This window comes from Micromonospora sp. LOL_024 (genome assembly GCF_048060415.1).
In the GTDB taxonomy this organism is placed as follows: Bacteria; Actinomycetota; Actinomycetes; order Mycobacteriales; family Micromonosporaceae; genus Micromonospora.
This window is the reverse complement of the sequence record NZ_JBHMIS010000024.1, coordinates 1-24608: the sequence shown is the minus strand read 5'-3', so window position 1 is coordinate 24608 and position 24608 is coordinate 1. Positions and strand designations below refer to the sequence as shown.

Annotated in this window: 23 protein-coding genes and 2 pseudogenes; 15 read left to right on the top strand and 10 right to left on the bottom strand. The window is 71.3% G+C overall.

Going from position 1 to position 24608, the window contains the following annotated elements:
- Position 1: 1 nt before the first annotated feature.
- Genes ACFHWY_RS21260 through ACFHWY_RS21250 form a run of 3 tightly spaced genes read right to left on the bottom strand, consistent with a single transcriptional unit; the run spans position 2 to position 3026 of the window.
- Positions 2–2101 carry a M48 family metalloprotease gene (locus ACFHWY_RS21260; protein ID WP_416581983.1) on the bottom strand — a complete coding sequence of 700 codons (2100 nt, stop codon included), beginning with the start codon at positions 2099–2101 and terminating at the stop codon, positions 2–4.
- The gene (locus ACFHWY_RS21255; RefSeq protein ID WP_416581982.1) at positions 2098–2805 is read right to left on the bottom strand and encodes an RNA polymerase sigma factor; all 708 of its coding nucleotides are present in this window, start codon (positions 2803–2805) and stop codon (positions 2098–2100) included. The genes ACFHWY_RS21260 and ACFHWY_RS21255 overlap by 4 nt, the downstream gene beginning before the upstream one ends.
- Positions 2802–3026 (bottom strand): hypothetical protein, encoded by a 225-nt coding sequence (locus ACFHWY_RS21250; protein WP_416581981.1) that lies wholly within the window; start codon positions 3024–3026, stop codon positions 2802–2804. The genes ACFHWY_RS21255 and ACFHWY_RS21250 overlap by 4 nt, the downstream gene beginning before the upstream one ends.
- Before the next feature lie 180 nt (positions 3027–3206).
- Here ACFHWY_RS21250 and ACFHWY_RS21245 point away from each other — a divergent pair.
- The 4 genes and pseudogenes from ACFHWY_RS21245 to ACFHWY_RS21230 all read left to right on the top strand — a co-directional run.
- A pseudogene (locus ACFHWY_RS21245) lies at positions 3207–3377 on the top strand (helix-turn-helix domain-containing protein); the annotation flags it as partial.
- Between the two features lie 33 nt (positions 3378–3410).
- Positions 3411–3884, top strand: a complete 474-nt coding sequence (locus tag ACFHWY_RS21240) for a hypothetical protein (RefSeq protein WP_416582030.1) — start codon at positions 3411–3413, stop codon at positions 3882–3884.
- 133 nt (positions 3885–4017) lie between these two features.
- A complete protein-coding gene (locus tag ACFHWY_RS21235) occupies positions 4018–4935 on the top strand; it encodes an ATP-binding cassette domain-containing protein (RefSeq protein ID WP_416581980.1) in 918 nt (305 codons plus the stop codon).
- Complete coding sequence (locus ACFHWY_RS21230) at positions 4932–6590, top strand: ABC transporter permease (RefSeq protein WP_416581979.1); 1659 nt, start codon at positions 4932–4934, stop codon at positions 6588–6590. Before ACFHWY_RS21235 ends, ACFHWY_RS21230 begins: the two co-directional genes overlap by 4 nt.
- A gap of 144 nt (positions 6591–6734) precedes the next feature.
- On the opposite strand, the gene ACFHWY_RS21225 is transcribed toward ACFHWY_RS21230, so the two are convergent.
- A complete protein-coding gene (locus ACFHWY_RS21225; protein ID WP_416581978.1) occupies positions 6735–7304 on the bottom strand; it encodes a nucleosidase in 570 nt (189 codons plus the stop codon).
- Positions 7305–7411: 107 nt separating this feature from the next.
- Here ACFHWY_RS21225 and ACFHWY_RS21220 point away from each other — a divergent pair, with 107 nt between their 5' ends.
- Genes ACFHWY_RS21220 through ACFHWY_RS21210 form a run of 3 tightly spaced genes read left to right on the top strand, consistent with a single transcriptional unit; the run spans position 7412 to position 9614 of the window.
- A complete protein-coding gene (locus tag ACFHWY_RS21220; RefSeq protein ID WP_416581977.1) occupies positions 7412–7651 on the top strand; it encodes a hypothetical protein in 240 nt (79 codons plus the stop codon).
- Complete coding sequence (locus tag ACFHWY_RS21215; RefSeq protein ID WP_416582029.1) at positions 7648–8505, top strand: PP2C family protein-serine/threonine phosphatase; 858 nt, start codon at positions 7648–7650, stop codon at positions 8503–8505. The genes ACFHWY_RS21220 and ACFHWY_RS21215 overlap by 4 nt, the downstream gene beginning before the upstream one ends.
- Before the next feature lie 26 nt (positions 8506–8531).
- Positions 8532–9614 (top strand): NYN domain-containing protein, encoded by a 1083-nt coding sequence (locus ACFHWY_RS21210; protein ID WP_416581976.1) that lies wholly within the window; start codon positions 8532–8534, stop codon positions 9612–9614.
- Between the two features lie 150 nt (positions 9615–9764).
- On the opposite strand, the gene ACFHWY_RS21205 is transcribed toward ACFHWY_RS21210, so the two are convergent.
- The 3 genes and pseudogenes from ACFHWY_RS21205 to ACFHWY_RS21195 all read right to left on the bottom strand — a co-directional run.
- Positions 9765–9890 (bottom strand): hypothetical protein, encoded by a 126-nt coding sequence (locus ACFHWY_RS21205; protein ID WP_416581975.1) that lies wholly within the window; start codon positions 9888–9890, stop codon positions 9765–9767.
- A 67-nt stretch (positions 9891–9957) separates the two neighbouring features.
- Complete coding sequence (locus ACFHWY_RS21200) at positions 9958–10605, bottom strand: alpha/beta fold hydrolase (protein ID WP_416581974.1); 648 nt, start codon at positions 10603–10605, stop codon at positions 9958–9960.
- A gap of 502 nt (positions 10606–11107) precedes the next feature.
- Positions 11108–12499 (bottom strand): annotated as a pseudogene (locus ACFHWY_RS21195) (LVIVD repeat-containing protein); the annotation flags it as partial.
- Positions 12500–12726: 227 nt separating this feature from the next.
- Here ACFHWY_RS21195 and ACFHWY_RS21190 point away from each other — a divergent pair.
- The 6 genes from ACFHWY_RS21190 to ACFHWY_RS21165 all read left to right on the top strand — a co-directional run bounded on the left by ACFHWY_RS21190 (position 12727) and on the right by ACFHWY_RS21165 (position 18694).
- The gene (locus tag ACFHWY_RS21190; protein ID WP_416581973.1) at positions 12727–13455 is read left to right on the top strand and encodes a DUF305 domain-containing protein; all 729 of its coding nucleotides are present in this window, start codon (positions 12727–12729) and stop codon (positions 13453–13455) included.
- A 123-nt stretch (positions 13456–13578) separates the two neighbouring features.
- A complete protein-coding gene (locus tag ACFHWY_RS21185; protein WP_416581972.1) occupies positions 13579–14109 on the top strand; it encodes a PadR family transcriptional regulator in 531 nt (176 codons plus the stop codon).
- On the top strand, positions 14106–14801 hold the full coding sequence (locus tag ACFHWY_RS21180) for an ABC transporter ATP-binding protein (protein WP_416581971.1): 696 nt from the start codon (positions 14106–14108) through the stop codon (positions 14799–14801). The genes ACFHWY_RS21185 and ACFHWY_RS21180 overlap by 4 nt, the downstream gene beginning before the upstream one ends.
- The gene (locus tag ACFHWY_RS21175) at positions 14798–17092 is read left to right on the top strand and encodes an FtsX-like permease family protein (RefSeq protein ID WP_416581970.1); all 2295 of its coding nucleotides are present in this window, start codon (positions 14798–14800) and stop codon (positions 17090–17092) included. The genes ACFHWY_RS21180 and ACFHWY_RS21175 overlap by 4 nt, the downstream gene beginning before the upstream one ends.
- Positions 17093–17445: 353 nt before the next feature.
- Positions 17446–17640: a hypothetical protein gene (locus ACFHWY_RS21170; RefSeq protein WP_416581969.1), complete on the top strand. Its 195-nt coding sequence runs from the start codon at positions 17446–17448 to the stop codon at positions 17638–17640.
- A gap of 250 nt (positions 17641–17890) precedes the next feature.
- The gene (locus tag ACFHWY_RS21165) at positions 17891–18694 is read left to right on the top strand and encodes a TOPRIM nucleotidyl transferase/hydrolase domain-containing protein (protein ID WP_416581968.1); all 804 of its coding nucleotides are present in this window, start codon (positions 17891–17893) and stop codon (positions 18692–18694) included.
- A 196-nt stretch (positions 18695–18890) separates the two neighbouring features.
- Here ACFHWY_RS21165 and ACFHWY_RS21160 read toward each other — a convergent pair whose 3' ends face one another.
- Positions 18891–20987, bottom strand: a complete 2097-nt coding sequence (locus tag ACFHWY_RS21160; RefSeq protein ID WP_416581967.1) for an N-6 DNA methylase — start codon at positions 20985–20987, stop codon at positions 18891–18893.
- Between the two features lie 95 nt (positions 20988–21082).
- Between ACFHWY_RS21160 and ACFHWY_RS21155 the strand changes: the two genes are divergently transcribed.
- Both ACFHWY_RS21155 and ACFHWY_RS21150 read left to right on the top strand, forming a co-directional pair.
- Complete coding sequence (locus tag ACFHWY_RS21155) at positions 21083–21253, top strand: hypothetical protein (RefSeq protein WP_416581966.1); 171 nt, start codon at positions 21083–21085, stop codon at positions 21251–21253.
- A 48-nt stretch (positions 21254–21301) separates the two neighbouring features.
- Entirely contained in the window at positions 21302–22015 is a 714-nt protein-coding gene (locus ACFHWY_RS21150) for a hypothetical protein (RefSeq protein ID WP_416581965.1), read from the top strand.
- Here the strand turns inward: ACFHWY_RS21150 and ACFHWY_RS21145 are convergent.
- Both ACFHWY_RS21145 and ACFHWY_RS21140 read right to left on the bottom strand, forming a co-directional pair.
- Entirely contained in the window at positions 21954–23186 is a 1233-nt protein-coding gene (locus ACFHWY_RS21145; protein ID WP_416581964.1) for a serine/threonine-protein kinase, read from the bottom strand. The two genes, ACFHWY_RS21150 and ACFHWY_RS21145, sit on opposite strands and share 62 nt — an antisense overlap.
- Positions 23132–24439 carry an FAD-binding oxidoreductase gene (locus ACFHWY_RS21140; protein ID WP_416581963.1) on the bottom strand — a complete coding sequence of 436 codons (1308 nt, stop codon included), beginning with the start codon at positions 24437–24439 and terminating at the stop codon, positions 23132–23134. The genes ACFHWY_RS21145 and ACFHWY_RS21140 overlap by 55 nt, the downstream gene beginning before the upstream one ends.
- Positions 24440–24608: the final 169 nt, after the last annotated feature.

The window sequence follows — 24608 nt, the reverse complement described above, 5'->3', positions numbered from 1 at the left end:
TTCACCTGCAGACCTTGCCGACCACGGCGGGGCCCAGACCGGCCGGCACCAGGAGGCGCTGGCCGGCATTGACGGCGGTCCTCCTGCCCATGTCGTTGATCTCCTGCAACCGCTTCACCGTGGTGCCGTGCCGACAGGCGATCTTGGTCAGGGTGTCGCCGCGCTCGACCACGATCGTGTCGACGCGCAGGATCGGGGACCGCAACGCGAACGAGGGGAAGGGTCGCGGCCAGGACGAGGTGGGCAGCGGGTCGGTGGGCAGCAGCGGTGCCCACGTGGTCGGTTTGGGCGTGCTCGGCCAGTTTCCGGGGATGTTGGCGGCGGTCCGTGGGTAGCGCTCCGAGCCGTCGGAACCAATCAGCGTGATACCCCATGCTCCGGCCAGGACCAGCAGCACCGTCACGGTGAACGTACGGACGGTCCGCTGCCGTTTGACCTCATCGGCGATGAAGTCCGGCAGTCCGCCGGCGATGTGTACGCCGGTGGTCCGCCCGGCCGGGGCCGAAACGGTCCGCAGCAGCAGCGGCACCGGCTCCCGGACGTCCACCCCGCGGCGCGCCAGGTCCCGGCGAAGCGCCCGCACCGCCGAGCCGTCGCGGGCGGCGGCGGCCACGAGTTCCTCCAGGTCCTGGCCGGTTCGCTCGCCCGGGACGAGTACGTATCCCCTGGTCCAGCTCAGCGCCCACCGCGCCCGGCCGGCACCGGCCAGCGCCTGGCCGACCAGCGCGTACAGCGCCTCGGTGAGTTGCTGTTCGGGCTCGGGTGCGTCGGTGAGCCGGCGGGTGAGTTCGGCCTGCTTGCCGTGTTCCAGCAGGCCGAGGACCGTGCTGAGGGTGGGCCGGGCGGCCATCCCGGTGCCTCGCGCGGCCTCCAGCAGCAGGCTCGCCAGCTCGACGGCGAACGCCTCGGCGACGACGTCGGCCCAAGTGGCCTGCGGCAACCCGGTCGGGCGGCTCGGTGCCCGCGCGAACATCTTCTGCTGCACGCGCAGCATCGGCGCCCGGCCAGCCAGCAGCGGCCCCGCGTCCACCGGGCCGGGGTCGCCGGCGGGCAGGGTCTCGATCATCCTCAGTCGGTGGGCCAGAGGCGGGTGGGAGTCCAGCCAGGAACGGTTCGTCTCGACCGGGAGCTCCTGCAGGCCCGCCAGCCGCTCCCGGACCACCGGATCGTCCAACATGACGGCGAACGTCCCGAACAGATCGTCCGGCACGAAGCCGAGCCGCTGCACGGGACGGACGAACATGTTCAGGAACCCGTTCCAGGCGTGCCCGAGCGCGTGGACCCTGCGCAGCGCCTCGGCCGTGACGGCCGGTCCGACCATGGCCGCCGCGCGGGCGTCGGCCTCCAGCTCCTGGTGGCGGCGCACCGCGAGTGACACCCACAGAAAGATCTTGGTGTACGCCCCGACCACCGCCTGGTAGAACCAGGCGTACCCGCTGATGCCCTGACCCGACTGAACCGTCATCCGCAGCCGGAAGAGCGCGGAGTGCAGCGATGCCGCGCCCCGGTAGGTGACCGCGCCGAACCGGGTGTGCCGGCCGGTGTAGTGGCCGAACTCGTGACAGAGCACCGCCCGCAGCTCCGCCGGCGTCAGCTGGGTGAGCAGCGGCACGCCGAGGTACATGGTCCGTTCGCCGACGGCGAAGCCGAGCAGCCGCGCTTCCTCCGACACCGCCGCGTTGACCTCCGGGGTGAGGTAGATGCGGGTCGGTGGCCGGGCGGCCAACTGATCGGCCAGCTCCTCGACCAGCCGCCACAGCTCGGGAGCCTCACGGCGGGGCACGATGACCGCGCCGGGTGGTGGCTCCTCCGCCCGGCTGACCGACGCGACACCGTAGAGCAGCGCGCAGACAGCCGAGATGCTGCCACCGACCACGAGCGTCCAGCTGCTGCCGCTGGTCGGCGAGGTGAACGCGGCCCAGAGGGTGAGCACGACGAGCACCGTGTTCACGGTGACGAGGATGAACGCCAGTACATAGACCCCGGCGAGCAGCGCGACCGCGAGCAACCCCCGTAGCCAGCCCAGCGCCGCGCCTGTGGGACCCGGCTTCCAGGCGCGGCTGTCGTGCGCCGCCGTGCCGCCCCTGCCGCCGGCGCTCACTCCTGTGCCGCCAGGCGCTCGGCCAGGGCGGCGCGTGCCCGGTCCAGCGTCTGCGGATCGGCCTCGACGGCCGCCCGCAGCCAGGACTGCGTGTCGAGCAGCGCCCGGACCAGCTGGTCCTGCCCGGCACCGATCCGCCTCGCCTCGAATCGACCCGGCCAACCCGCGCCCATCCCGGCCACCAGCGGCGCTCGTCCGTCCACCTCGTTGGCCCCCATCCTGAGCGCCTCCCTCAGCGTCTGACGTGCCTTGGCCACGTTGGCGGCCACTCCGCCGCGGGTCATCCGCAGCGCTTTCGCGATGTCCTGCTGCGACCGGCCTTCCAGGCAGAACAGCACCAGGGTGATCCGTTGGCGGGGCGGCAGCGTGGCGAGCAGGCGGAGCACCTCGCGCGCCTCTGCGGTCTGCTCCGGGCCGGCCTGCACCGGCACCGGAAGGTGGAGCAGTAGCTGCTGGCCGGTCCGCCGCTTGCGGTACGTCTTCCACAGGCGCTGGACCATGACCCGGTGAATCCACGCCTCGGGCGTGTCGTAGGCGGCGATCCGGCCCCACACCCGGTACGCCTCGACGAACGCCTCCTGCGTGGCGTCCTCGGCGTCCGCCCGGTCGCCGCACAACATGATCGCCTGGGCCAGGATGGCCGAGTACGTGCCTGCGAAGAACGTCGTGAAGTCGCGTCGGTGCCCGGCCGATTCGGCGTTCACCGGCCGACCTCCGACGCCGGCAGGATCGGCGCCCGTCGCACGATCACCGCGGTTCCGTCTGGCCCAGTGGTCTCCACCACCCCGCCCGGTCCGGCCACCCACAGCAGGACGGCCATGTTCTCCGCTCCCGCGCGGGCCCGCGCGGGCCATGTGTAGAGCGACACCAGCGAGTAGGCCAGCCGGGCACTCACCACCACAATCACCAATACGACAGTGTCCATCACGTGCCGCTCCTTCCTCCGCTTGCCAACCTCGACATTCGAGTACAGCCAGCCGGGGCCGGAAGGTTTACTCGGGCGCTCCCACGCCGCCGGGCACCAGCGGGTCGACGCACCGGGCGGGGGTGGGCCTTGTCGAATGGTTGAACAAGTGTTTAATCTGGTGTCGTGACGTCGGTGGACATGGGGTCGGGGGAGCGCGGAGGCGAGTTCGCCTCCGCCGACCGGATCCGCGACGCCGCCATCCGGCGGTTCGCCCGCGACGGCTTCCGCGCCGGACTGCGCACCGTCGCCGCCGACGCCGGGGTGACCGCCGGCCTGGTCATCCACCACTTCGGCTCGAAGGACGGGCTGCGCCGCGCCTGCGACGAGCGCGTGCTGGAGGTCATGCGCGAGGAGAAGACGAAGGCCCTGACCGACGGCACCGCGGCGATGCTGCTGGCCCAGATGGCCGAGGTCGAGCAGTACGCGCCGATGGTGCAGTACCTGCTGCGCAGCATGCAGGCCGGCGGGGCGTTGGCGCTCAAGCTGGTCGAGCACATGATCACCGACGCTGAGGCGTACCTGTCCGCGGGGGAGGCCGCCGGGGTGGTCCGGCCCAGCCGGGACCGCGCGGCCCGCACCCGCTACCTGGCCTACCAGGCCACCGGCAGCATGCTGCTCTGGTTCACCCTGCACGGTGCCGACGCGCCGGCTGAGGAGTTCGCCGCCCTGTTCCGCCGCTACATCGAGGAACTCGCGCTGCCCGCGCTGGAACTGTTCACCGAGGGGCTGCTCGTCGACCGGTCGATGCTCGACGAGTACCTGATGTACGTACCGGATCCGCCGCCGGCCGGCGACCCGGACCGCACTGCGGGCTAACCACCACGCTCCCGGCGTGGCTCCCTTCATCCGCGAACCACGCGAACCACCGCTGCATCTCCGGTGGAGATGCTCCGCGACCACATCGGACTCCAGGCTGCTGCCTGGGCTTTTTCGAACGAGGTCTACGACCATGACTGCTGCCATCGACATCCAACACATCGACAAGTCATTCGGGCGGGTCAAGGCGCTGGACGGGCTCGACCTGCGGGTCGAGACCGGTACCGTGCACGGCTTCCTCGGCCCCAACGGCGCCGGCAAGTCGACCACCATCCGGATCCTGCTCGGGCTGCTACGGGCCGACGCCGGTCGGGCCCGGATGCTCGGCGGCGACCCCTGGGTCGAGGCGGTGACCCTGCACCGCCGGCTCGCCTACGTCCCCGGTGACGTCGAGCTGTGGCCCAACCTGACCGGCGGGGAGGCGATCGACCTGTTCGCCCGGCTGCGGGGCGGTACCGACCCGGTCCGTCGCGACGAGCTGTGCCAGCGTTTCGACCTGGACCCGAGCAAGAAGGGCCGCACCTACTCCAAGGGCAACCGGCAGAAGGTGGCGTTGATCGCGGCACTGGCCAGCGATGTGGAGCTGCTGCTGCTCGACGAGCCCACGGCCGGGCTGGACCCGCTGATGGAGGCGGTGTTCCAGGAGTGCATCCGGCAGGCCAAGGACGCCGGGCGGACAGTCCTGCTCTCCAGCCACGTCCTCGCCCAGGTCGAGGTGCTCGCCGATCAGATCTCGATCATCCGGCAGGGGCAGATCGTGGAGACCGGCTCGCTGACCGAACTGCGTCACCTCACCCGTACCTCGGTCGATGTCGTCACCGCCGGCCAGGCCGACAACCTCGCCGGCCTGGCCGGCGTACACGGGCTGCACACGGAGGACGGCCACGTACGCTTCGAAGTCGACGGCGACCAGCTCGCCGCCGTCGTCCGCGAACTGGGCGGACTCGGCGTGCAGGGACTGACCGTCCGACCGCCCACGCTGGAGCAGTTGCTGCTGCGCCACTACGGTGACCAGCTCGTCCAAGACGGCACCGCGCAGGTGGCGTCATGACCACCGCGACCGTCAGCCGCCCGGCGCCCGCCTCTACCCATCGGTCCAGCGCCGTCACCGGCACCGGCACCCTGCTGCGGTTCATGCTGCGCCGCGACCGGATCCGCTTTCCGGCGTGGACGCTCGGCCTGACCCTGCTGATGACGTACTTCGCCACCGCGCTGAACACCATGGTGCAGAGCCCGGAGGACCTGGAGGGGCTGAGCGCCTTCAGCGGCAGCCCGGCCGGCGCACTCTTCGGCGGGCCGGGTTTCGGCTTCGACGAGGTGACCGTCGAGCGCTTCCTCGCCGGACAGTACGGCCTCTACGTGATGATCGGCGCCGCGCTGATGGGCCTGCTCACCGTGGTGCGGCACACCCGGGCCGAGGAGCGTTCCGGCCGGGCCGAGCTGGTCCGGGCCAACGTGGTCGGCCGGTACGCCCAGCTCACCGCCGCGCTGACCCTCGCCGCCACGATGGCGCTGCTGGTCGCGCTGCTACTCGGCGCGACGTTGACCAGCCGTGGGTACGACTCCGGCGGATCGCTGCTGTTCGGTGCCGCCGTCGGCGCGGTGACGCTCGCCTTCGCGGGCATCGCCGCGGTCACCGTCCAGTTGTCGGAGTACCCACGCGCCGCCTCCGGCATGGCCGGTGCCGCGCTCGGTGCCGCATTCGTGCTGCGCGGGCTCGGCGACATGGCGGCGGTGCAGGGCAGCGGCCCGTCGTGGCTGTCCTGGCTGTCCCCGATCGGCTGGTCCCAGCAGACCGCGCCGTACGTCCACGACCGCTGGTGGCCGCTGGCGATCTCGCTGGCGTTCGCGACGGCCGCCACCGCGATCGGCTTCGGGTTGTCGGCCCGCCGGGACTTCGGTGCCGGCCTGCTGCCGCCGCGTCCGGGCTCACCGCGGGCCGCGGCGTGGCTGGCCGGCCCGTTCGCGCTCGCGTTCCGGCTGCACCGGGCCAGCCTGATCGGCTGGACCGCCTCGCTGCTCGTCGCCGGCCTCGCCTACGGATCGTTCACCCAGCCCATGCTCGACGGCTTCGAGAACGCACCCGAGGACATGGTGGCCCTGATGGGCGGTGCGGGGAATCTGCTGGACGGATTCCTTGGCATCATGGGCCTGACGATGGCGCTCGCCGTCGGGGTCTACGCGGTGCTGGCGGTGCAGACGCTGCGCGCCGAGGAGGCCGAAGGGCGGACCGAGCCGGTGCTCGCCACGTCTGTGAGCCGCCGGGCCTGGCTCGGTAGCCACGTGGCGGTGGCGGCGCTCGGCGTACCGTGGCTGCTGTTCGTCGCCGGCCTGGGCATGGGGATCGGGGCGGCGGTGAGCACCGGCGACGTGGGGCTCCTCGGTGACCTGCTGCTCGGCCACCTAGCGCACACCCCGGCGGTCTGGCTGGTCCTCGCCGCCGCCGCCCTGCTGTACGCGGCGGCCCCGAGGGCGTTGCCGGTGATCTGGGTGGTGCTCGGCTACGGGCTGATCGCCGGGTATTTCGCGCCGGTCCTCGACATCCCGGAGGGCGTGCTCCGGCTGTCGCCGTTCGAGCACGTCGGCGACTACCCATTGGAGCAGATCAGCGTGGTCGCGGTCGTGGTCCTGACCGTGCTGGCCGGCGGGTTGGTCCAGGCCGCCGTGACCGTGTTCCGTCGACGCGATCTGGCGGGCGGCGCCTGACGCGCGGGCCCGTCGGGTGCCGGTTCGGCATCTCGACGGGCCCGTCGGTGACGGCGCCGGGGCCTGTCGGTCAGAACGCGCTGACTACGAGGCCGGACTGGCACTGGCAGGTGGTGAAGAGGGGCTCGTGCAACGGTGCCTTCGTCAGAGGTTGTTCCCCCGCACCCAGCCGGCGAGCAGCCGGGCGCAGGCGTCCACCGACTCCTGCCAGGTGCGCTCCGCCCCGGCGCCGGCCTCGTCGCTGACCTGCTTGATCAGGCGCACCGGTACGCCGAACCGCCGTGCCGTCGAGGCCACCGCGTAGCCCTCCATGTCCACCAGCTGGGCCCGCCGGGCCAACGCGGCGCGTACCTCGTCGTCGGCGATGAACTGGTCACCGGTGGCCAGCGCCGGGCCGTCGCCAAGGGCCAGTGGCGCGCCGATGGTCTGGCCGGTGAGCCGGTGAATGAACTCCGTGTCCAGGTCGTGCTGCAGGACGCTGCCGATTTCGTGGGTGCCGTGCCAGCCGGGGTGCAGCGCGCCGGCGGTGCCGAGGTTGATCACTATCGATGGCAGCGTGGAGTGCGCCAGCGTAGCCGCTACTGCGGCTGCGGCGTTGACCTTCCCCATACCGGTGAGCAGCACCGGGAGTTCGGGGTCGAGGTGGGCGGCCTCCTCGGCGAGAGCCAGGACGAGCAGCGGACGGTCCGGGCTGATCGTTCCTCGAAGATCCATCGGGCGATGGTAGCCGTCGCCGCGGCGACCCCTCCGACATCGCCGAGGCCAAACTTGCCTGGCGACAAACACTGTGGTCAGAATGACCACATGGCGGTCGACGCGAGGTGAGGACGCCACCGGAACGTGCCGGTGACCGTCCGGCCGACGGCGGCATCCGGACCGCGGACGGTCCGGCCCTACCGACGGCGCTCTTCGACCCCGCCCGGCTGGCCGCGGTGCGCCGCACCGGGCTGCTGGACACCGGCCCCGAAGAGCCCTTCGACCGGTTGTCCCGCCTCGCGGCCACGATGCTGGGCACCCCGTTCGTCCTTGTCACTATCGTGGACGAAACCCGCTCGTTCTGAAAGAGCGGTGTCGGCATCGACAGCGCCGACCCCGTCGACCGACAGAACATCGTCGAGCAGTCGTTCTGTCAGTACGTCATCGGGACCGACAGCGAGCTGATCGTCACCGACGCCCGCGTGGACGACCCCACCCGCGACACCCCTCCATCGAGCTGATGGGCGTCGTGGCCTGGGCCGGGTTCCCGTTACGGTCGCCCACAGGCCAGACGCTCGGCACGTTCTGCGCCGTGGACACGGTCCCCCCGCAGTGGAGCCAGCAGGACATAGAGGTGCTACGTACCCTCGCCTACGCGGCCTCCGGTGAGATCGCGCTACGGGACGCCCTGCACGAGGCGCAGGCGGCGGTGCAGCGCGCCGATCTGGTCGCGGTGCAGGCGTCGAATTCGGCGTTGACGTTGCAGGAGAGTCTGCTGCCACCCCGGCTTCCGCAGATCCCCGGCGTCCAGGTTGCCGTCCGCTACCGCCGTGGGGCGGGCGGCGAGGACGTCCTCGGCGACTCCTACGACGTCTTTCCGTCCACCGGCAGAAGCTGGGCAGCGATCGTCGGCGACGTCTCCGGCAAGGGCCCGGAGGCAGCCAAGACCACCGCCCTGGCCCGTTACACCCTGCGGGCCGCTGCGGTCCTCAGCTCCGTGGCCAGCCAGAATCTCGCCACCCTGAACACCGCCCTGCTCGAGTGGTACACCGATGACAGTCAGTACCTCACCGCCGTCTACGCGACGATCCGGGTCACCGGCACCGGCGCCAGCGTCCAGGTCAGCTGCGGCGGTCACGATCCGGCACTGGTCCGGCGGGCCGGCGGAAAGGTCGAGCCGGCCATACTCGTTCTGCGCGTCGCCACCTCACCGTCCTGACCGTCGAAGCGACGTAGGCTGCTCGGGTGGAGCAAGAAGATCGAATCGCGCTGTTCCTTGACTACGAGAACCTGGCACTGGGTGTGCGTGACCACCGGGGTGGTGCGGTCTTCGACTTCCGGCCCATCGCCGACGCGCTGGCCGAGCGCGGCCGGGTGGTGGTGCGGCGGGCGTACGCCGACTGGTCGTTCTTCGACGAGGACCGGCGGATGCTGACCCGGTCGCACGTCGAGTTGATCGAGATTCCGCAGCGGATGGGTGCGACGCGCAAGAACGCCGCGGACATCAAGATGGCGGTCGACGCCATCGAGTTGGCCTTCGAACGCGACTATATCTCCACGTTCGTGCTCTGCACGGGCGACAGCGACTTCACCCCTCTGGTCCACAAGCTCCGCGAACTCAACAAGCAGGTCATCGGTGTCGGTGTGGAGAACTCCACCTCGGCGCTGCTGCCGCCCGCGTGCGACGAGTTCCTCTACTACGACCGCCTGGAGGGCGTCGACATCCCGCCGACGCGGGCCCGGCGCGCCCGTCCGGCCCGACTATCGGGTCCCGAACCGCAGCCAACCGAGCAGGTGGAGCCCGGGCAGGTGGAGCCCGAGCAGCGGCCGGCCGAGGAGCCCGCACGTGACGTCGACGCCCTCGCCGTGCTGGTGGCCCAGACCGTGGCCGGGCTGCAGGGCGGGTCCGGCGGTGCGCTGACCGCGTCGAGGTTGAAACGCACCCTGCTGCGCAAGGATCCGACCTTCAGCGAGTCGGACTACGGGTATCGCACCTTTGGCGAGATGCTGCGCCACCTCGCCGAGCAGCGGGTGATCGAGCTGGCGGCAGGCCCCGCCAAGGGCGACCCGGAGGTTTCCCTGCCGGAACACGGCGACCGTGAGGTGGCCTTCGCGCTGCTCCGATCCGTGCTACAGGATCTCGGCGGCGAGGTGGCACTGTCCGGACTGAAAAACCAACTGCGGCGGGTGCGGCCGGACTTCAGCGAGAAAAAGCTGGGCTACCGCAGCTTCCTCCAGTTCTGCAAGGCGGCTGCGACCAGTGGCGCGGTGGTCCTGCGGTGGAGTCCTGAAGCGGACGACTACCTTCTCAACGCCCAGCCGGACTGAACGGCCGCACCGTCGATCACCGACCGCATGCTCCGGGCGATCCGCTCCGGGCCGCCTCTGGTCTCACTGCACGATGGCATCCTCGACTGACGCCGTCCCCGCCCCGCCGGACGTGGTCCCGGCGGGGCGGGGAGGTCGCTGCGTGTGCGGTTACCAGGTGGTCAGGCCGAGGCCGATCGTCCTGGTGAGCGTGGCGTTGTCGTCGTCACCGTCCAGCGACCAGATCATCGCCCCGCCCAGGCCGGCCCGCCGGATGTAGAGCGTCTTCTGCAGCACAACCGCCGGATCGTCGTACGTTCAGAAGGTGGTGCCGTCGAAGAGCCAGGCGTGCCCGGCCCGCAGGTCACGGTGCACGGTGCACGGTGAAGCCTTCGCGGGCCAGGTTCTTCAGCTGCCTGTAGTCCTCGTACCCGGGCGCGTGGGTGGCCGGCGCGGGGCCGGCCGCGGGCTGGAACAGGCCGTTGCCGCCACCGGTGACGCCGGTCCAGCCCTGGCCGTAGCACGGAATGCCGAGGACCAGCTTGTGTCGGGGTGCCAGCCGCCGCACCGTGGCGGCAGTGACGACGACCGAGGAGTCGCCGGGCACGACGACGCCCGGCTCCCGGTAGAGCAGGCGATGCGTCGCGGTGTCCCGCTGACCCGGCGGCGGCACCATCGGCACGAGCAGCGACAGGCCGTCGATCCGCTGCGGCTGCGCCGCGGCCAGCCCCGCCGCGAGGTAGCCGCCGTACGAACCGCCGCTCACCGCGTAACGTCCGGCGACTGCGACGTCGACGATCGCGTGCACGACGGCGAACACGTCGTCGGTCCCGCCGCCCCAGTCGGGCGCGACGGTGCGACCCATGCCGGGCAGTTCGGGGTAGAGCCGCCGCCAGCCGGGACGGTCGGCGAACAGCGGCTCGTGCACCCCGATGGCACACCTGTTGTCGACGCCTATGCCGTGCAGCACGACCAGGGTACGTTCGGCGTCATCCGCCCCGAAAATCGTCATAGTGGACAGCGACCCCGCGTACAACGAGGAACGGCATGGCCGAACAGTACCCACGCCAGCCCGGCCCTCGTCGATCTAGGGGCGAATCTCGTTAGTCGATCTTCGGTAGCGGCGATAGGCCCTAGATCGACGGGGTGGGCCGGCGTCGGCCGGAGACGGGCTCCGGCCCAGCGGAGGGCCGCCGGGCCGGAGCGTGCTGCTGTCGGAGCTCAGGTGCGGGTCAGCTTGTCCGTACCGAACCGTTGATCCTGCTGTCCCGGATGGTGGCGCCGATGGCGTCCACCGAGCCGTTCACTCGGCTCTCCACGATCGACACCACGGAGGCGTTGACCGCGTGGAGCGAGCCGTTCAGGTTCGAATCGAAGACGATCAGCCCAGCACCCGGGTTGACTTTGATCGCGCCGTTCTGGGTCACGCCGTCCATGCAGGTGACTCCCGTCTTGATGGTCATGCTGCCGTTGTGCCGGCCCCGCAGGACGGTGGTGCAGGCCGGGTAGCTCGGTTGCGTCTGCACGTTCAGCTCGGTGAAGGCCACCGCGCGGGCGTTGTTGGTCAGCGGGTCGTCGAGCTTGAGGACGTCGAAGCCCTTCTGGATGTCGTTCGAGTAGATGTATCCGTTGTGGTAGTACGTCGACCAGGCCCCGCCGAGAATGCGGCGGGTCTCCGAGAGTGGGCCTCGCTCCCAGAAGGCGATCTCGACCGGGTTGGCCGAGTCGGTGAAGTCGATCACCGAGACGCCGCCCTGGTACCAGGCCTGGACCATGATGTCGCGGCCCATCGCCGGGATCAGCGACCCGTTGTGCGCCACGCAGTTCTCCAGGCTGGTGTTCGCACGGGGGATCTTGAAGTAGCTCCTGAAGACCAGCTCGCGGTCCGTACCGGAACCCACGATGTCGTAGATCCCGTTGGCGCCCTGGTCGGCCCGGTAGCTGCTGGTGCAGATCGCGCCGCTACCGCCACCGAGCTCGTCGGTGAAGATCACCTTCGTGCCGGCGTTGTTGAACGTGGCCGAGTGCCAGAACGCGAAGTTCGTGTCCCGGACCTGGCTCAGGATCACCGGGCTCTCCCGGTCGGAGATGTCCATCAGGACGCCGTCGCCCATACACGCCCCGGCGGCCAGATCCAGCTCCGGGTACGTGGTGATGTCGTGGCAGCCGCTGGTGTTGGTGTTGCCGGCGGCACCCGGGAACAGAACCGGGGTCGCCACCACCGAGGCGCTGGTCGGGGCGGCCAGTGGCACCTCGATGATCGAGATCTTGTCGTGCGGCGGCCTGCAGTAGAACGCGTTGTTCGAGGGGCTGTACGACTGGACGTAGACGTAGACGCTCCGGTCGTCCTTGCTCGGCACCAGCGTGAGGGTGTGCGAACCGCAGTCGGTGCGGACCGACTTGATGTACTGCGGGTTCGCCTTGTCGCTGATGTCGAAGATCCGGACGCCCTCCCAGGAACTCTCCTGGGTCGTCGAGCCGCTGTCGCTGCTGCACGAGTCGTCGCTGCGCGCCGAGTCGACCGCGAGGAACAGCAGGTTGCCGAAGACCGACGGGTCGCCCTGCGCGCCGGGGCAGACGACCTGGCTGACGACCTGCGGTGCGGTGGGGTAGCTGATGTCGAGGACGTTGAATCCGTTGTAGTTGCCGGCGAACACGTAGTCACCCTGGAACGCCAGGTCCGAGTTGTAGGAGCTCTCGCTGGCGAACCCGCCGAACTTGGGGATGTTGGCGATCTGCTGGAGGTTGGCGGAGCTGACGATCTCGTCGACACCAGGGATGGCGTTCGTCGTGGTGTCGGCGGCGCTGCTCGCCGGTGCCGCCGTCACGCCGGCGAGGAGAAGGGCAGTCGTCGCGGCCAGCTTGATGGCCAGCTTTCGACTCCCACGTGGGGTTGGTGGGGACATGTAGGACACCCTTCGTCATGGGTGGTCGGGGTAGCGGGACGATAACCGTGGGCAGTGCGTGGATCGCTGCCCTAGTGGTCACGGTTCAGCAACACGACCGGTGGCGGGTGGGCGCAGACTGCCGCAGGTAGGGCATATTCGAGCCTTTCGGCCCCCGGGCCCTCTTGTGACGGGCCGGTCCCGCGCTAACATCCCCGCCAGGTCGGACACACGGCGGGAGTCGCGTTGTGCTAGGTGTACGGATCCAGGGGCTTCTCCGGCGACCCCGGAGGATCCTGCTGGTCGAACTGGCCGTGCTCGCGGTGCTGGCCATCGGGTTGGTGGCCGTCGCCTGGTGGCCCGACGGCGACTCGACGTCGGAGGCGACGGTGGGCGGCCCGGCACCGATCGAGCTGCCCGGCCTGCCGGACAGCACGGCGCCGGTGCTGATGCCAGGGCGTCCCGGTGAGCCGGCGCAGTCCCTGCCGGCGAACGAGATGTCGGCGATGCCGCGGGCGCCGCACAACAACGCTGACATCCGCTTCGTCACCATGATGATCCCGCACCACGAGCAGGCGTTGGTGATGGCCAGGTTGGTGGCGGAGCGGGGCGCGAGCCCGAAGATCAAGAGCATGGCGGACCGGATCCTGGCGGGCCAGGAGCCGGAGATCAAGGTGCTGGAGGCGTGGCTGGCCGATCGGGGTCTGGACCGCAACTCCGGTGTTGATCATTGGCACAGCATGTCCGGTATGCAGTCGGCCGATGCGTTGAACCGCCTCACCGCCGCCCGGGGTGTCGAGTTCGACCAGATGTTCGTCGCCATGATGACCGACCACCACCAGGGCGCGATCGAGATGGGCAGGGAGGCACTGACCCTCGGTGCCGACGTGATCATCAACGAGATGGCCGGCAGCGTCGTCGTGGAGCAGAGTGTCGAGATCAACCGGATGCGCGAGGCGCTGAACGGTCCGAACTAGACCGTCCGAGGGTTCCATGCCGGCCGCGGACGTCGACACCGGTCGGGCTGTGGTGTGTGCCGTCATCGCCGTCGAACAAGCAGCTATGCACAGTGTGTATAACACTGGTGTATAGTCGCTCCCATGTCACTTGGCTATGTCCTGTTGGGCCTGCTTGAGCGGGGTCCGAGGCACGGTTACGACCTGAAGCGGTCCTACGACGACCAGTTCGGTTACGGGCGGTCGCTGCACTACGGCCAGGTCTACGCGACCCTGGCCCGGCTGTTGAGAAACGGCCTGGTGGAGGTCGAGTCCGAACCCGGAGACGGTCCGGACCGCAAGCGGTACGCGATCACCGGTGCGGGGGTCACCGACGTGCAGCGGTGGCTGGCGCAGCCGGAGCAACCCGAGGCGTACCTGCAGAGCAAGCTCTACATCAAGATCGTCCTGGCGCTGCTCACCGGCCGGGACGCGGCCGACCTGCTGGACGTCCAGCGGTCCGCGCACCTGGAGCAGATGCGGACGCTGACCAACCGCAAGTTCGCCGGCGACCTGGCCGACCAACTCGTCTGCGATCACGCGCTGTTTCACCTGGAAGCCGACCTGCGTTGGCTGGAGCTGACGGCGGCCCGGCTGGACCAACTCCGCGCCCAGGTGCGGGAGGGGACGCGATGAATGCCTCGAAGACCGACGGTCCGCTGCTGGTCGCGACGGACCTGACCAAGACGTACGGGTCGACGCCGGCGCTCGAAGGCGCCTCGTTGCGGGTGCACGCGGGGGAGGTGCTGGCGTTGATGGGGCCGTCCGGCTCCGGCAAGTCCACACTGCTGCACTGCCTGGCCGGGATCGTCGCGCCGGACTCGGGTCGGGTCAGCTATGCCGGTGACGACTTGTCTGCCATGTCGGACACGCGGCGGAGCGCGCTGCGCCGCACGGACTTCGGCTTCGTGTTCCAGTTCGGCCAGTTGGTACCAGAGTTGACCTGCCGGGAGAACGTGGCGCTGCCGCTACGGCTGGCCGGCGTCCGGCGGCGGGAGGCCAACCGGCGCGCGGCCGAACTGATGGAGCACCTCGAGGTTGCCGACGTGACGGACAAACGCCCCGGCGAGACCTCCGGCGGGCAGGGCCAGCGGGTCGCCGTGGCCCGCGCGCTGGTAACCGACCCCCGGGTCATCTTCGCCGACGAGCCGACCGGCGCCCTCGACTCGCTCAACGGCGAGCGGGTGATGCAACTGTTCATCACGGCTGCCCGGCAGACCGGTGCGGCGGTGGTGCTGGTCACCCACGAGCCGCGGGTGGCCGCGTACTCCGACCGGGAGGCCGTGGTCCGCGACGGCCGCGTCCGCGTCCCGGAGCAGGTACGGTGAGCGCCGCCGACGGGCGGGCCCGTCGCGGCCGGCTGGCCTGGGTCGGTGACCTGGCCCTGGGGGTGCGCCTGAGCGTGGCCGGCGGCCGATCCGGCTGGACCAGACTGGCGCTGATCTCGACCGGCGTCGGGCTGGGGGTGGCACTGCTGCTGACGGCCAGCGCCCTGCCCACCGTCGGCGCGTCCCGCGACAACCGGAGCAGCGCGCGGATGCCAGGTCCTGAGGTGGCCGCGGCCGGACCGGACACCCTGCTGTACGCGGTCGTCCGGTCGCAGTACCGCGACGTACGGATCGAGGGTCGCCTACTTCGGCCGGAGGGTGATCGGGCGCCGGTGCCGCCCGGCCTCGACCGGCTACCGGCTCCCGGGGAGATCACTCTCTCGCCGGCTCTGGCGCAGCTGTGGAACTCCCCGGACGGTGGGCTGCTGCGGGAGCGATGGGGCGGCCAGGTGGTCGGGGTCATCGGCCCGGCCGGGCTCACCGGGTCGCGCGAGCACTTCTTCTACCTGGGCACCGATCAGCTCAGCAAGGACCCGTACCATACGCAGCGGATCAGCGCGTTTGGTGGCGCTCCGGGAGAGTCGGACGGCCTGCCGCCGGTGCTGCTGGTGCTGACCGCCCTCGGCCTGGTGGTCCTGTTGCTACCCGTGATGATCTTCGTGACGACCGCGGTGCGGTTCGGCAGCGAGGCCCGGGACCGGCAACTGGCCGCGCTGCGGCTGGTGGGCGCGGACGTCACCATGACCCGCCTGGTCGCGGCCGGCGAGACTTTGGTCGGCGCGGTGCTGGGGATGGGTCTCGGCATACTGGTCTTCCTCGGTGTGGGGCCGCTCGTCGGCGAGCTGGTCCCGGACCGGTTCAGCTTCTACCGGGCCGACCTGCGCCCGGTGCCGATGCTGGTCGCGTTGGTCGTGCTGCTGGTGCCCGTGTCGGCCGTGGCGGTCACCCTCTCGGCGTTGCGGCAGGTGCTGATCGAGCCGCTCGGCGTGGTCAGGCGGGGTGTCGCACGAGGCCGCCGGTTGTGGTGGCGGTTGATCCCACCGGTGCTGGGCCTGCTTCTGCTTGCTCCCCTCCTCGGCGGGTTGCCGCAAGGCGGTGGCCCGATCGTCGAGGCGCAGATCACCGCGGGGCTCACCCTGCTGCTGGTCGGCATCGCGTTGCTGCTGCCCTGGTTGGTGCAGGCGGTGGTACGCCAGTTGGGTGGCGGCGGTGTCGCCTGGGAACTCGCGGTACGCCGGTTGCGGCTCGACAGTGACACCGCCGTGCGGGCGGTTGCTGGCATCGCGGTCTCGGTCGCTGGCGTGATCGCTGTCCAGGGCGTGTTGGGTGCGGCCCAGGCACAGCTCTCCACCACCCCGGCACCCGCCGATCGGTTCCAGGCCACCGTGTATGCGACGTCCGCCTCCGAAGATCAGTTGCGGGACCTGCCGCAGGCCCTGGCTGAGCTGCCCGGCGTCCGTGCGGTCGGCGGCGTCTCCCACCTGGGTGGGTCGCCGGAGACCGCCGGTCGGCGGATCGTGCTGGGGGTCGCCGACTGCGTGGCCCTGGCACAGTACGCCGAGCTCGGCACCTGTGCCGATGGCGACAGCTTTGCCGTTGGCGGCCAGGACGGTGCTGTGGCCGGTATGCCGCTGACGTTCGAAGATCGGGTGCAGGGAGCACAGTGGACGGTGCCGGCCGACATCCGCCCGGTGCAGCTGTACTCGGCCATGGTGGGGTCGATGGACTTTCTGGTCACTCCGGCGGCGCTCGACTTCATCGTGCCGGCACCGGACACCGTGCACCTGGGGCTGGAACCCAGCGACCCGGACGCGCTAGAGCGGGTGCGTAACGTGGCGGCCCGGACGGATCCCTTCGCGGCCGTCCAGTCCGTCGAGAATCAGCACACCTCCACCCTTCTGGCCAGCGTCCAGCAGGCGGTGCAGGTCGGTGCGGTCGCGTTGCTGTTGCTCATCGGTGCCAGTCTGCTGGTCAACGTCCTCGAACAGCTGCGTGAGCGGCGGCGGCTGCTGGCGGTGCTTGCCGCCTTCGGTACCCGCCGCCGGACCCTGTCCTGGTCGGTGCTGTACCAGGTGGGGATTCCGGTGGCGCTGGGGTTGGCGCTGGCCGTCGTCACCGGCAGCGGACTCGCCGCGATGCTGCTCTCCGTGGTGGGCGAGCCGGTCGGGTTCGACTGGGCGGCGACCGCCGGGGTTTCCGGCGCCGCCGCGCTGATGGTGCTGGCCGTCACGGCCGCCAGCCTGCCGCTGCTCTGGCGGTTGACTGCGGCTGAGGGGTTGCGCAGCGAGTAGCGCCCTCTCGGCATGGCCACCGCGGCCTGCACCGCCCCGAGCGGGTCGCCGACCGAAACTATGCACGACTGTGCACTTGTTGTATCTCAACCTAATCCGCAGCGGGTCCACGCCACCGGCAGCTCGTCCGCGGGACGATGACCCAGGCCCCGGGCGGATGGACCGGCACCAACAATCCGCCGACGCGGTTCACCCTGAACGGAGCAGCCTGCTCCTGACCTGACCGGCCCGTTGGTGCCCGCAACTGTCAGCCGGACACCAACGGGCCTGAGGGCCGGCCGGCGGACGGGCCGGCGCCCGCCCCGGCCGGCGAGCTGGTCGACGAGATTCAGGTCCGGGCGGAGCTGGGCATCGTGGGCGACCGGTACTTCGGCAAGGCGGCGCACCGCGAGGCGGGTGTGACCGTGATCGCGGCGGAGTCGCTGCCGCCGGGCGTCGGCCTGGCACACGGCGACGCCCACCAGGCCATGAACGTCGCCGCGGTGGCGATCGCGGCCCGGTGGTCCGTGCCGGACGCCGGCATCTGGGAGCTGCCGCCGCGGCAGTGAACGCAGCAGCATTCGTCGCGGTGCGACCAGGAGCAGCGTTCCCAGGCGACCCGCACCAGGACGCAGGTGCGGCGCAGCGGGACACGGCCGCTGACGCCGGCCCGGCCGTCGAGGTCGTCAAATCCCCCTGGCCGGTCGAGGCGTCGGTCAGCGATGATGGCGAGGCCGTCGGAGGTGCACGCCGACGACCCGGCGCCGGGCGGCTGCGCGGCACGAACCGGCGGCCCGACGACCGGACGGGAGACCCATCATGGATGTCACCGAGCGTCGTGAGCTGGCCCGGGTCGGTCTCGACGGACCCCTGGGCGGCAATGCCGCCGCCGCGCGGGCCACTGCCGGGGCGCTGGCGCAGGTCGAGTCCGCCGTGGCCGTGGTGCTCGTCGAGGGCATCAGCGACCAGATCGCCCTGGCGGCGCTCGCGGCCGGCCGTGGCCGGGACCTTGTGGCTGAACGGGTCGTCATCGTGCCGATCGGCGGGGCGCACGCGATCGGCCGTTTCCTGACCATGCTGGGTCCGCTGGGCCCGGAGGTGCGGCTCGCTGGCCTCTGCGATCTGCAGGAGGAGGAGATCTTCCGGCGTGGCCTGACCGAGGCCGGTGTCGGCGCGCCGCGCACCTGCGCCGAGCTTGAGAACCTCGGGTTCCACGTCTGCCTCGACGACCTGGAGGACGAGCTGATCCGGGCCGTCGGTCCCGCAGGCGTGGAGGCCCTCTTCGACTCGCAGGGCGATCTCCGTTCGTTCCGGTCCTTCCAGAGCCAGCCCGCCTGGCGTGGCCGGGAGCACGACGCGCAACTGTGGCGATTCGTGCGCAGCAGCTCGCGCCGCAACCTGCGCTACGTCCGCCTGCTCGTCGAGGCGGCAGTGGCCCGGGACACCGTGCCCCGGCCGCTCGACGCGCTGCTCACCGCCGTGGGCGGGGACGGTCTCTCGCCCGGCCACACCTCGCCCGCCAGCAGCGGCGACACCGCTCCCGGCGCGACGGAGCGGGCGTGGAACTCCACCGACCCGAACGGGACACCTCGCAAGCCGATGCGTATCCGGAGGCGTGGGTGACGCTCGGCGTTGCCGCCGCACGGGCGGCAGACATCGAACTTTCCGAACCAGGAAGCGGTGACTTCGTACCTGGAGGAACCGCGCACCCTGACCTCGGCGAGCCGTTGGGCAAGATTCTGGCCGGCGTCCGGGCTTGTCTGCCGGGGAGGGTGCGCTGGACTGGGTGAAGCCTGCAGGGCCGGGTGGTCGGGTCTGGTCAGGGCGCGAGGCCGAGGGCGCCGGTTGCCAGGCTGTCGCTGAGCTCGCGGGCCAGGGCGGCTCCGGTCGCTGCCGCGCCGTCGAGGATGGCGCGGAACACGACGAGCTGGTGGAAGGCGCGACCGTACGTCTGTTGTTGCTCCAGCGGCAGGACGGGGATGGTGAGCCGCCGGATGTCGATGCGTAGGGCGCCGTTGGCGGTGCTGGCGGGGCGGCCGGCGATGCGCGCGTTGTCGGTGCGGGAGATGACGCCGGCGACGAACCACGGGTCGAAGCGGGTCGGGTCGACGCGGATCAGTTGGGCGCCGGGCCCGAGTTCCGCGCCGACCTGGGCGGGTGTCGCCACCCGGGCGCTGATCCGGTGGCCGATGACGGGGACGAGGATGTCGCCGGGGCGTACCGTCGGTCCGGGTTCGTCGTCGTCGGTGCGGGTGGTCGAGCCGGTGGCCGGGCCACCGGCCAGGATGTCGGTGGCGGTCAGCACGGCGGTGCCGGCGGTGGCGCGGGTGGATCGGGTCCGGGAGACTGCGCGCCGGACGGAGATGCTGCCGGATCGGATCAGGTCGGCGATGTCGGCCTGCGGGGCCTCGCGCAGCGGTGGCCGCGCCGCCTGCCGTACTGCCGGCAGACCGCCTCGCAGCTGGTCGAGGAGTCGGTCGAAGTCGTCGAGGCGGGCGATGGTCCGGGTCGGGTCGGTGGTCAGCTTGCCGGCCTGCGGCAGGTGGCGTTGCGGTGTCAGGTCGACCTGGTCGTCGAGCATCTCGATGATGGGCACGCTGCGGTGGACGCCGGGCTCGTCGGTGTAGTCGTCGGACTGGTACGCCGCCCACGCGGTGCCGACGATCTCGGTGAGGCTCCGGCCGGCCGATGTGGCGGTGGTGTCGACCACGAGCAGGTCGGGGCTGCGTGGGTGCTGTGGATCCGGTGGGGTGAGCACCCAGACGTGCAGGCCGATGCCGGCCGGCGGCATCATTCCGGCCGGTAGGGCGATGACGGCGCGCAGTGCGCCGCGGCGGATCAGTTCGGCGCGGACCCGGCGGCCGGCGGGGCGTGAGGCGGCGGCCGGCGGCATGAGCACGACGGCGGTGCCGTGTGGGGCTAGGTGGGCCAGGGCGTGCTGCACCCAGGCGAGTTCCGGTTCGGTGCGTGGGGGCAGGCCGTAGGCCCAGCGTGGGTCGTAGGCGAGCCGGTCGTGGCCCCACTCGTGGATGCCGAACGGGAAGTTCGCCACGACCACGTCGGCCCGCAGGTCGGGCAGCGCGTCGGCGAGCAGGCTGTCGCCGACGTGTATGGCTGGGGGTGGTGCGTCGTGGCCGGCTCGGTGGGCCCGCAGCTGCACGAACCACAGCCGCAGCAGGGTGATCAGGGCGTACTGCGGGTTGACCTCCTGTGCGTGGCAGCGGGTGACGGTGCCGGCCCGCAGGGCCCGGTCGGCGGCCATCCGCAGGATCGATCCGGTGCCGCTGGTGAAATCGAACGTGTGGGCTCCGTGGCCGGCGAGGGCCAGTAGCACCTCGGCGACGGTGTCCGGCGTGCCGGCCAGGCCGGACAGCGAGTGGGCCGAGGTGGCGTACTGGCTGTGCAGGTATTCGAAGGCGGCTTCCGGGCCCTGCTCGGCGCCGAGTTGGTCGACGGTGCCCAGCAGCGTGGTGAGCTGCGCGGTCCACTGCTTCGGTACCAGGTCGCCGACCAGCTGGGCCAGCTCGGGGTGCAGGGTGTGCAGTCGGGTGACGAGCTGCCGGGCGGTGGGCAGGTCGCCGCCGGGGGTGTCGGGCGCTGCGGCGCGGGCGAGGAGGAGCGCGCCGGCGATGCTGAGCACGTCACTGATCTGCGATGTCGGTTGGAAGCTCTCGATCTGCCGCCAGGCCCACTGTTCGGTGGTGGCCCGGTGCAGCCGGCCGTGCCGGCGGAGCCACTGCTCGACTTCCCCGGCGTCGAAGGACGGGCTGGCCGGGGTGCCGCCGACCGGTGCTGGGAAGTCGACGTACCGGCGACGCCAGTTGCTCACCGCGGCCCGGCCGACATCGGCCAGTCGGGCGATGCCGCTGGCGGTCAGGGTGGCCTTGCTGGGGGCTGTGCCCGGCTTTCGACTCACACGTGAACGCTATCATGGTAATTAAGCTTGTGTGCATTGTTCACAGGCTCTATGTTTCTCGGCAGTTCCGCTTCACAAGCCTGGTTGGAGGACCGATGCCACGTCGTGGGCGCAGCACCACCATCGGAAAGATCGCAAAGGTCCATCAGGACCGTCGGGTCTCCGAGATCCGGGTCCTCGGCGAGTTGCTGCGGTGCGAGCAGGCCCCCACCTCCGGCCGTACCTCGCCGCCGCACGACACGCTGGTCCGCACGGCCACCCGCTGACCGCGCTCTCACCACGTCACGACGATCGAAGGAGGACCATGAACACCCTTGTCCGTAACCACGATGCCGCCCGCGCCATCCCCGTGCTTTCCGCCGGTCGAGTTCGTCGTGGACGGTGTGCGGCGATTCGGCTCCGGCTCCGGCTCCACCCACACCACCACACCCCAGGCGTACGCGCGAGTGCGCCTTGACTCCGTGCTCGGCGCGGCGATCGCCGACGCGTACGTGGCGGCGCCGGTCCGCGACGAACGGGCCTACGCCGCGTACGCGGCGTTCTGCCGGGAGACCCTCCAGCAGTATCACCTGCTGGTGGGCCGGCCGGAGTTCGGTGGCCTGGGTGTGGCGGTGCGGATCGTCGACGAGGACCCGTACGCCGACGTCGAGTCGATGGTCGAGGACGTGCGGCACCGCCGCCTGAAAATTTTCGCCAGCGCGGCCAGCGGCAACCCGCATCCCTACCTCAGCGACGGGGAGAACGACATGTTCCGGGCGGTGCACGACGTCTTCGGTCACGCGGGAAGTGGCCGTGGCTTCGACCGGCACGGCGAGGAGGCCGCCTGGTTGAAACACAGCGCCATGTACTCGCGGCTGGCCGCGCGTGCCCTGACCACCGAGACGCGCGGGCAGAACTGCGCCCAGATCTTCCGTTACGGGGCGGGTCGCTTCGCCGAGCAGAAGGCCGCGCTGCTGCCCCGGCTGTTCAGCGATCCGCGCCTGGTCCGCGTCGTGGGGAAGGAGGTGAGGCCGGTCGCCCGGTGCTGAGCCGGGCGATCTCCCGGCGCAGCTGCGCCACGGCCGGATCCGCTGGCCCGTCGGCCCGCTCCCGGCTGTGGAGCAGCGAGTTGAACTGCCGCAGCGCCCGATCGTGTTCGCCGAGCGCCACATGGGCCCGTGCGGCACGCAGTCGCAGGTCGAAGACCGTCGAGTCGTCGTCGCCGTGCTGCCGGGCCCGGTGCTCGGCGAGCCGCCGCCACTGACGGGCGGCGGCCCTGAACTCCCCGGCGGCCGCTAGATGTTCCGCGTGCCGCGCGGCCTGCCCGGGGTCGATCGCGCTCGGCCCCGGGGTGGAACCCGCCCGGAAGCGGGCCTGCTGCGGGACGCGTCCGACGATCGCGGCGTACGCCCGCACGGCTGCGGCGGAGTCGTCGAGCACGCCGGGGATCGGCGGCAGGTCCTGGCAGAGCGGCACCAGCACGGGGTAGACGTCGGCGGCGGTGGCCGGCCGGTCGTCGGGGTGTCGCGCCAGCAGCGCGTGCACCAGGTCGTCGAGCACGGCCGGTGTCTCCGGCCGCAGCTCGGCGGGGCGTGGCGGGGCAGTCTCCAGCTGGTGCCGCACGGTGGTCGCGGTGGTCGCGTCGTCGAACGGTGGTCGGCCGGTCAGCAGGTCGAAGAGGGTGGCCCCGAGCCCGTACAGGTCGGTGCGGTGATCGGGCTGCTCGCCACGGATCTGTTCGGGGGCCATGTAACCCAACGTGCCGAGGGCCTGCCCGGTCTGGGTGATCTGCGAGTAGCGGTCGTCGTCGGGCATGACGGCGAGACCGAAGTCGAGCACCTTGACCGCGCCACTGCGGTCCAGCATGGCGTTGCTCGGCTTGATGTCCCGGTGCACGACACCGAGTTGCCGGGCGGCGAGCAGGACGCTGCTGATCTGCGCACCGATGGCGGCCACCCAGCCGAGAGGCAGCGGACCCTGCTCCGCGACCAGGTCGGAGAGGGGCATTCCGTCGATTTTCTGGAGCACCACGTAGGGCTGGCCACCGTGCTCGCCAAGGTCGTGGACGGCGGGTACGCCCGGGTGGTCGAGCCGGGCGGTCAGCAGCGCCTCGCGGCGGAACCGGCGTACCAGGTCGGCGTCCATCCTGGCGGCGTCGACGAACTTCACGATGACCGGTCGGTCGAGCAGCGTGTCCCGCGCGGGCCAGACCTCGGCCATTCCCCTGTGGGCCAACGGGAACCGGCCCAGCCGGTATCGGTCTTTGAGGCTCGTGCCGGGCACCACGGCCTGAGCATAGTCGCCGGTCGGCCCTCGACCGCGCACGCCGGTCCGCCCCGGCATGGTCGAAGTGGTGAACGATGGCAACGAAAACGCGCCGGCCAGGTCACGACGTTCAGCCGCTCGGCCCGCAGGTGGGCGGTGAGGAGACTGCTCAACGCGGGAAGGTCGGCTCCCGCCGCCGGCCGAGCGGGTGATTCTGTCCGGCGCACGTCACACCTCCGACGCACGGTGCCCGGTGCCCTGCCCGCCGCCGTGCGTGGCGGGCTGCGGGTGCTGTGGTTGGCGCGACCAGCGGGCGGCGTCGAGGGCCCGCTCGAAGGTGACCGCCAGGTGCAGCTCCCTGCGGCGACCCCGGCCGCGGGAAGCCGCACCCGGGCCGCCTCGATCAACGCCGGTGGGCCGCAGACGAAGAACGCCTGCCCCGGCCGGTGGTGGTAACGGGCGACCGTGAGCAGGTCTCCCTGGGCGGCCGGTTCCACCGCCGGATCGTGGCAGAACGTCGGCACCACCGTCAGCCAGCGCCGGTGCGCGTCGGCGAGCTTGTCCAGCGCCACCGCGTCGTAGAGGTCGAACAGCGTCCGGGCACCCACCACCAGCGTCACCCGCCGATCGCCCGGCGACACCACGACCTGCTCGACCATGGCCCGCAGCGGCGCCAGGCCGGTCCCGCCCGCCGCCAGCAGCAGATCGGCACCGCCGGCCCTGGCCAGCGACAGCCCGACGTCGGCGGGTGGCCCGAGCCACACCGTCTCCCCCGGCATCACCTCCCCGACCAGCAGCGGCGACACGACACCCCGCGCGACGGCACGGACGTGGAACTCCAGCCGCCCGTCCGGGCGGGGCGCGTTCGCCGGGGACAGCCACCGCCACCTGCCGGGTAATCTCGGCGTGCCCACCGGCAGCGCCTGACCCGGCTCGTACCGCAGCCGCCGCACCGGCCGCACGGTCAGCACGACCACACCGGCCACCGGCTCTGAACGCGACTCGACCTCACCCACCATCACCTGCGGCCCGTCGCCCAGCGCCCCGGCCGCCCGCTCCGCCAACCGCAACGCCCGCCGGCCACCCCGCTCCCACCGCACCGCCGACGACGGACCCCAAGCGGTGCCGGCGAACCGGCCCACCGTGTCCACGAACGCGGCACTGACCGCGGTGTCGTGGTATGCCTGAAGCCCGAGCCGCTGGTACATCCGCCCCAGCACCGCCAGGGCCGCCCGCCGCCCGTCCGGCTCATCCCGACCCCAGGGCCCCGGAGTAGTCCTTGAATGTCCGGTTGGTTATGGGATGCCGTGTAGTGTCAGGGTTGCGGTGGGGATGGTGTGGGCGCGGCGGGCGCTGGCGGTATTCACCCAGCCGGTG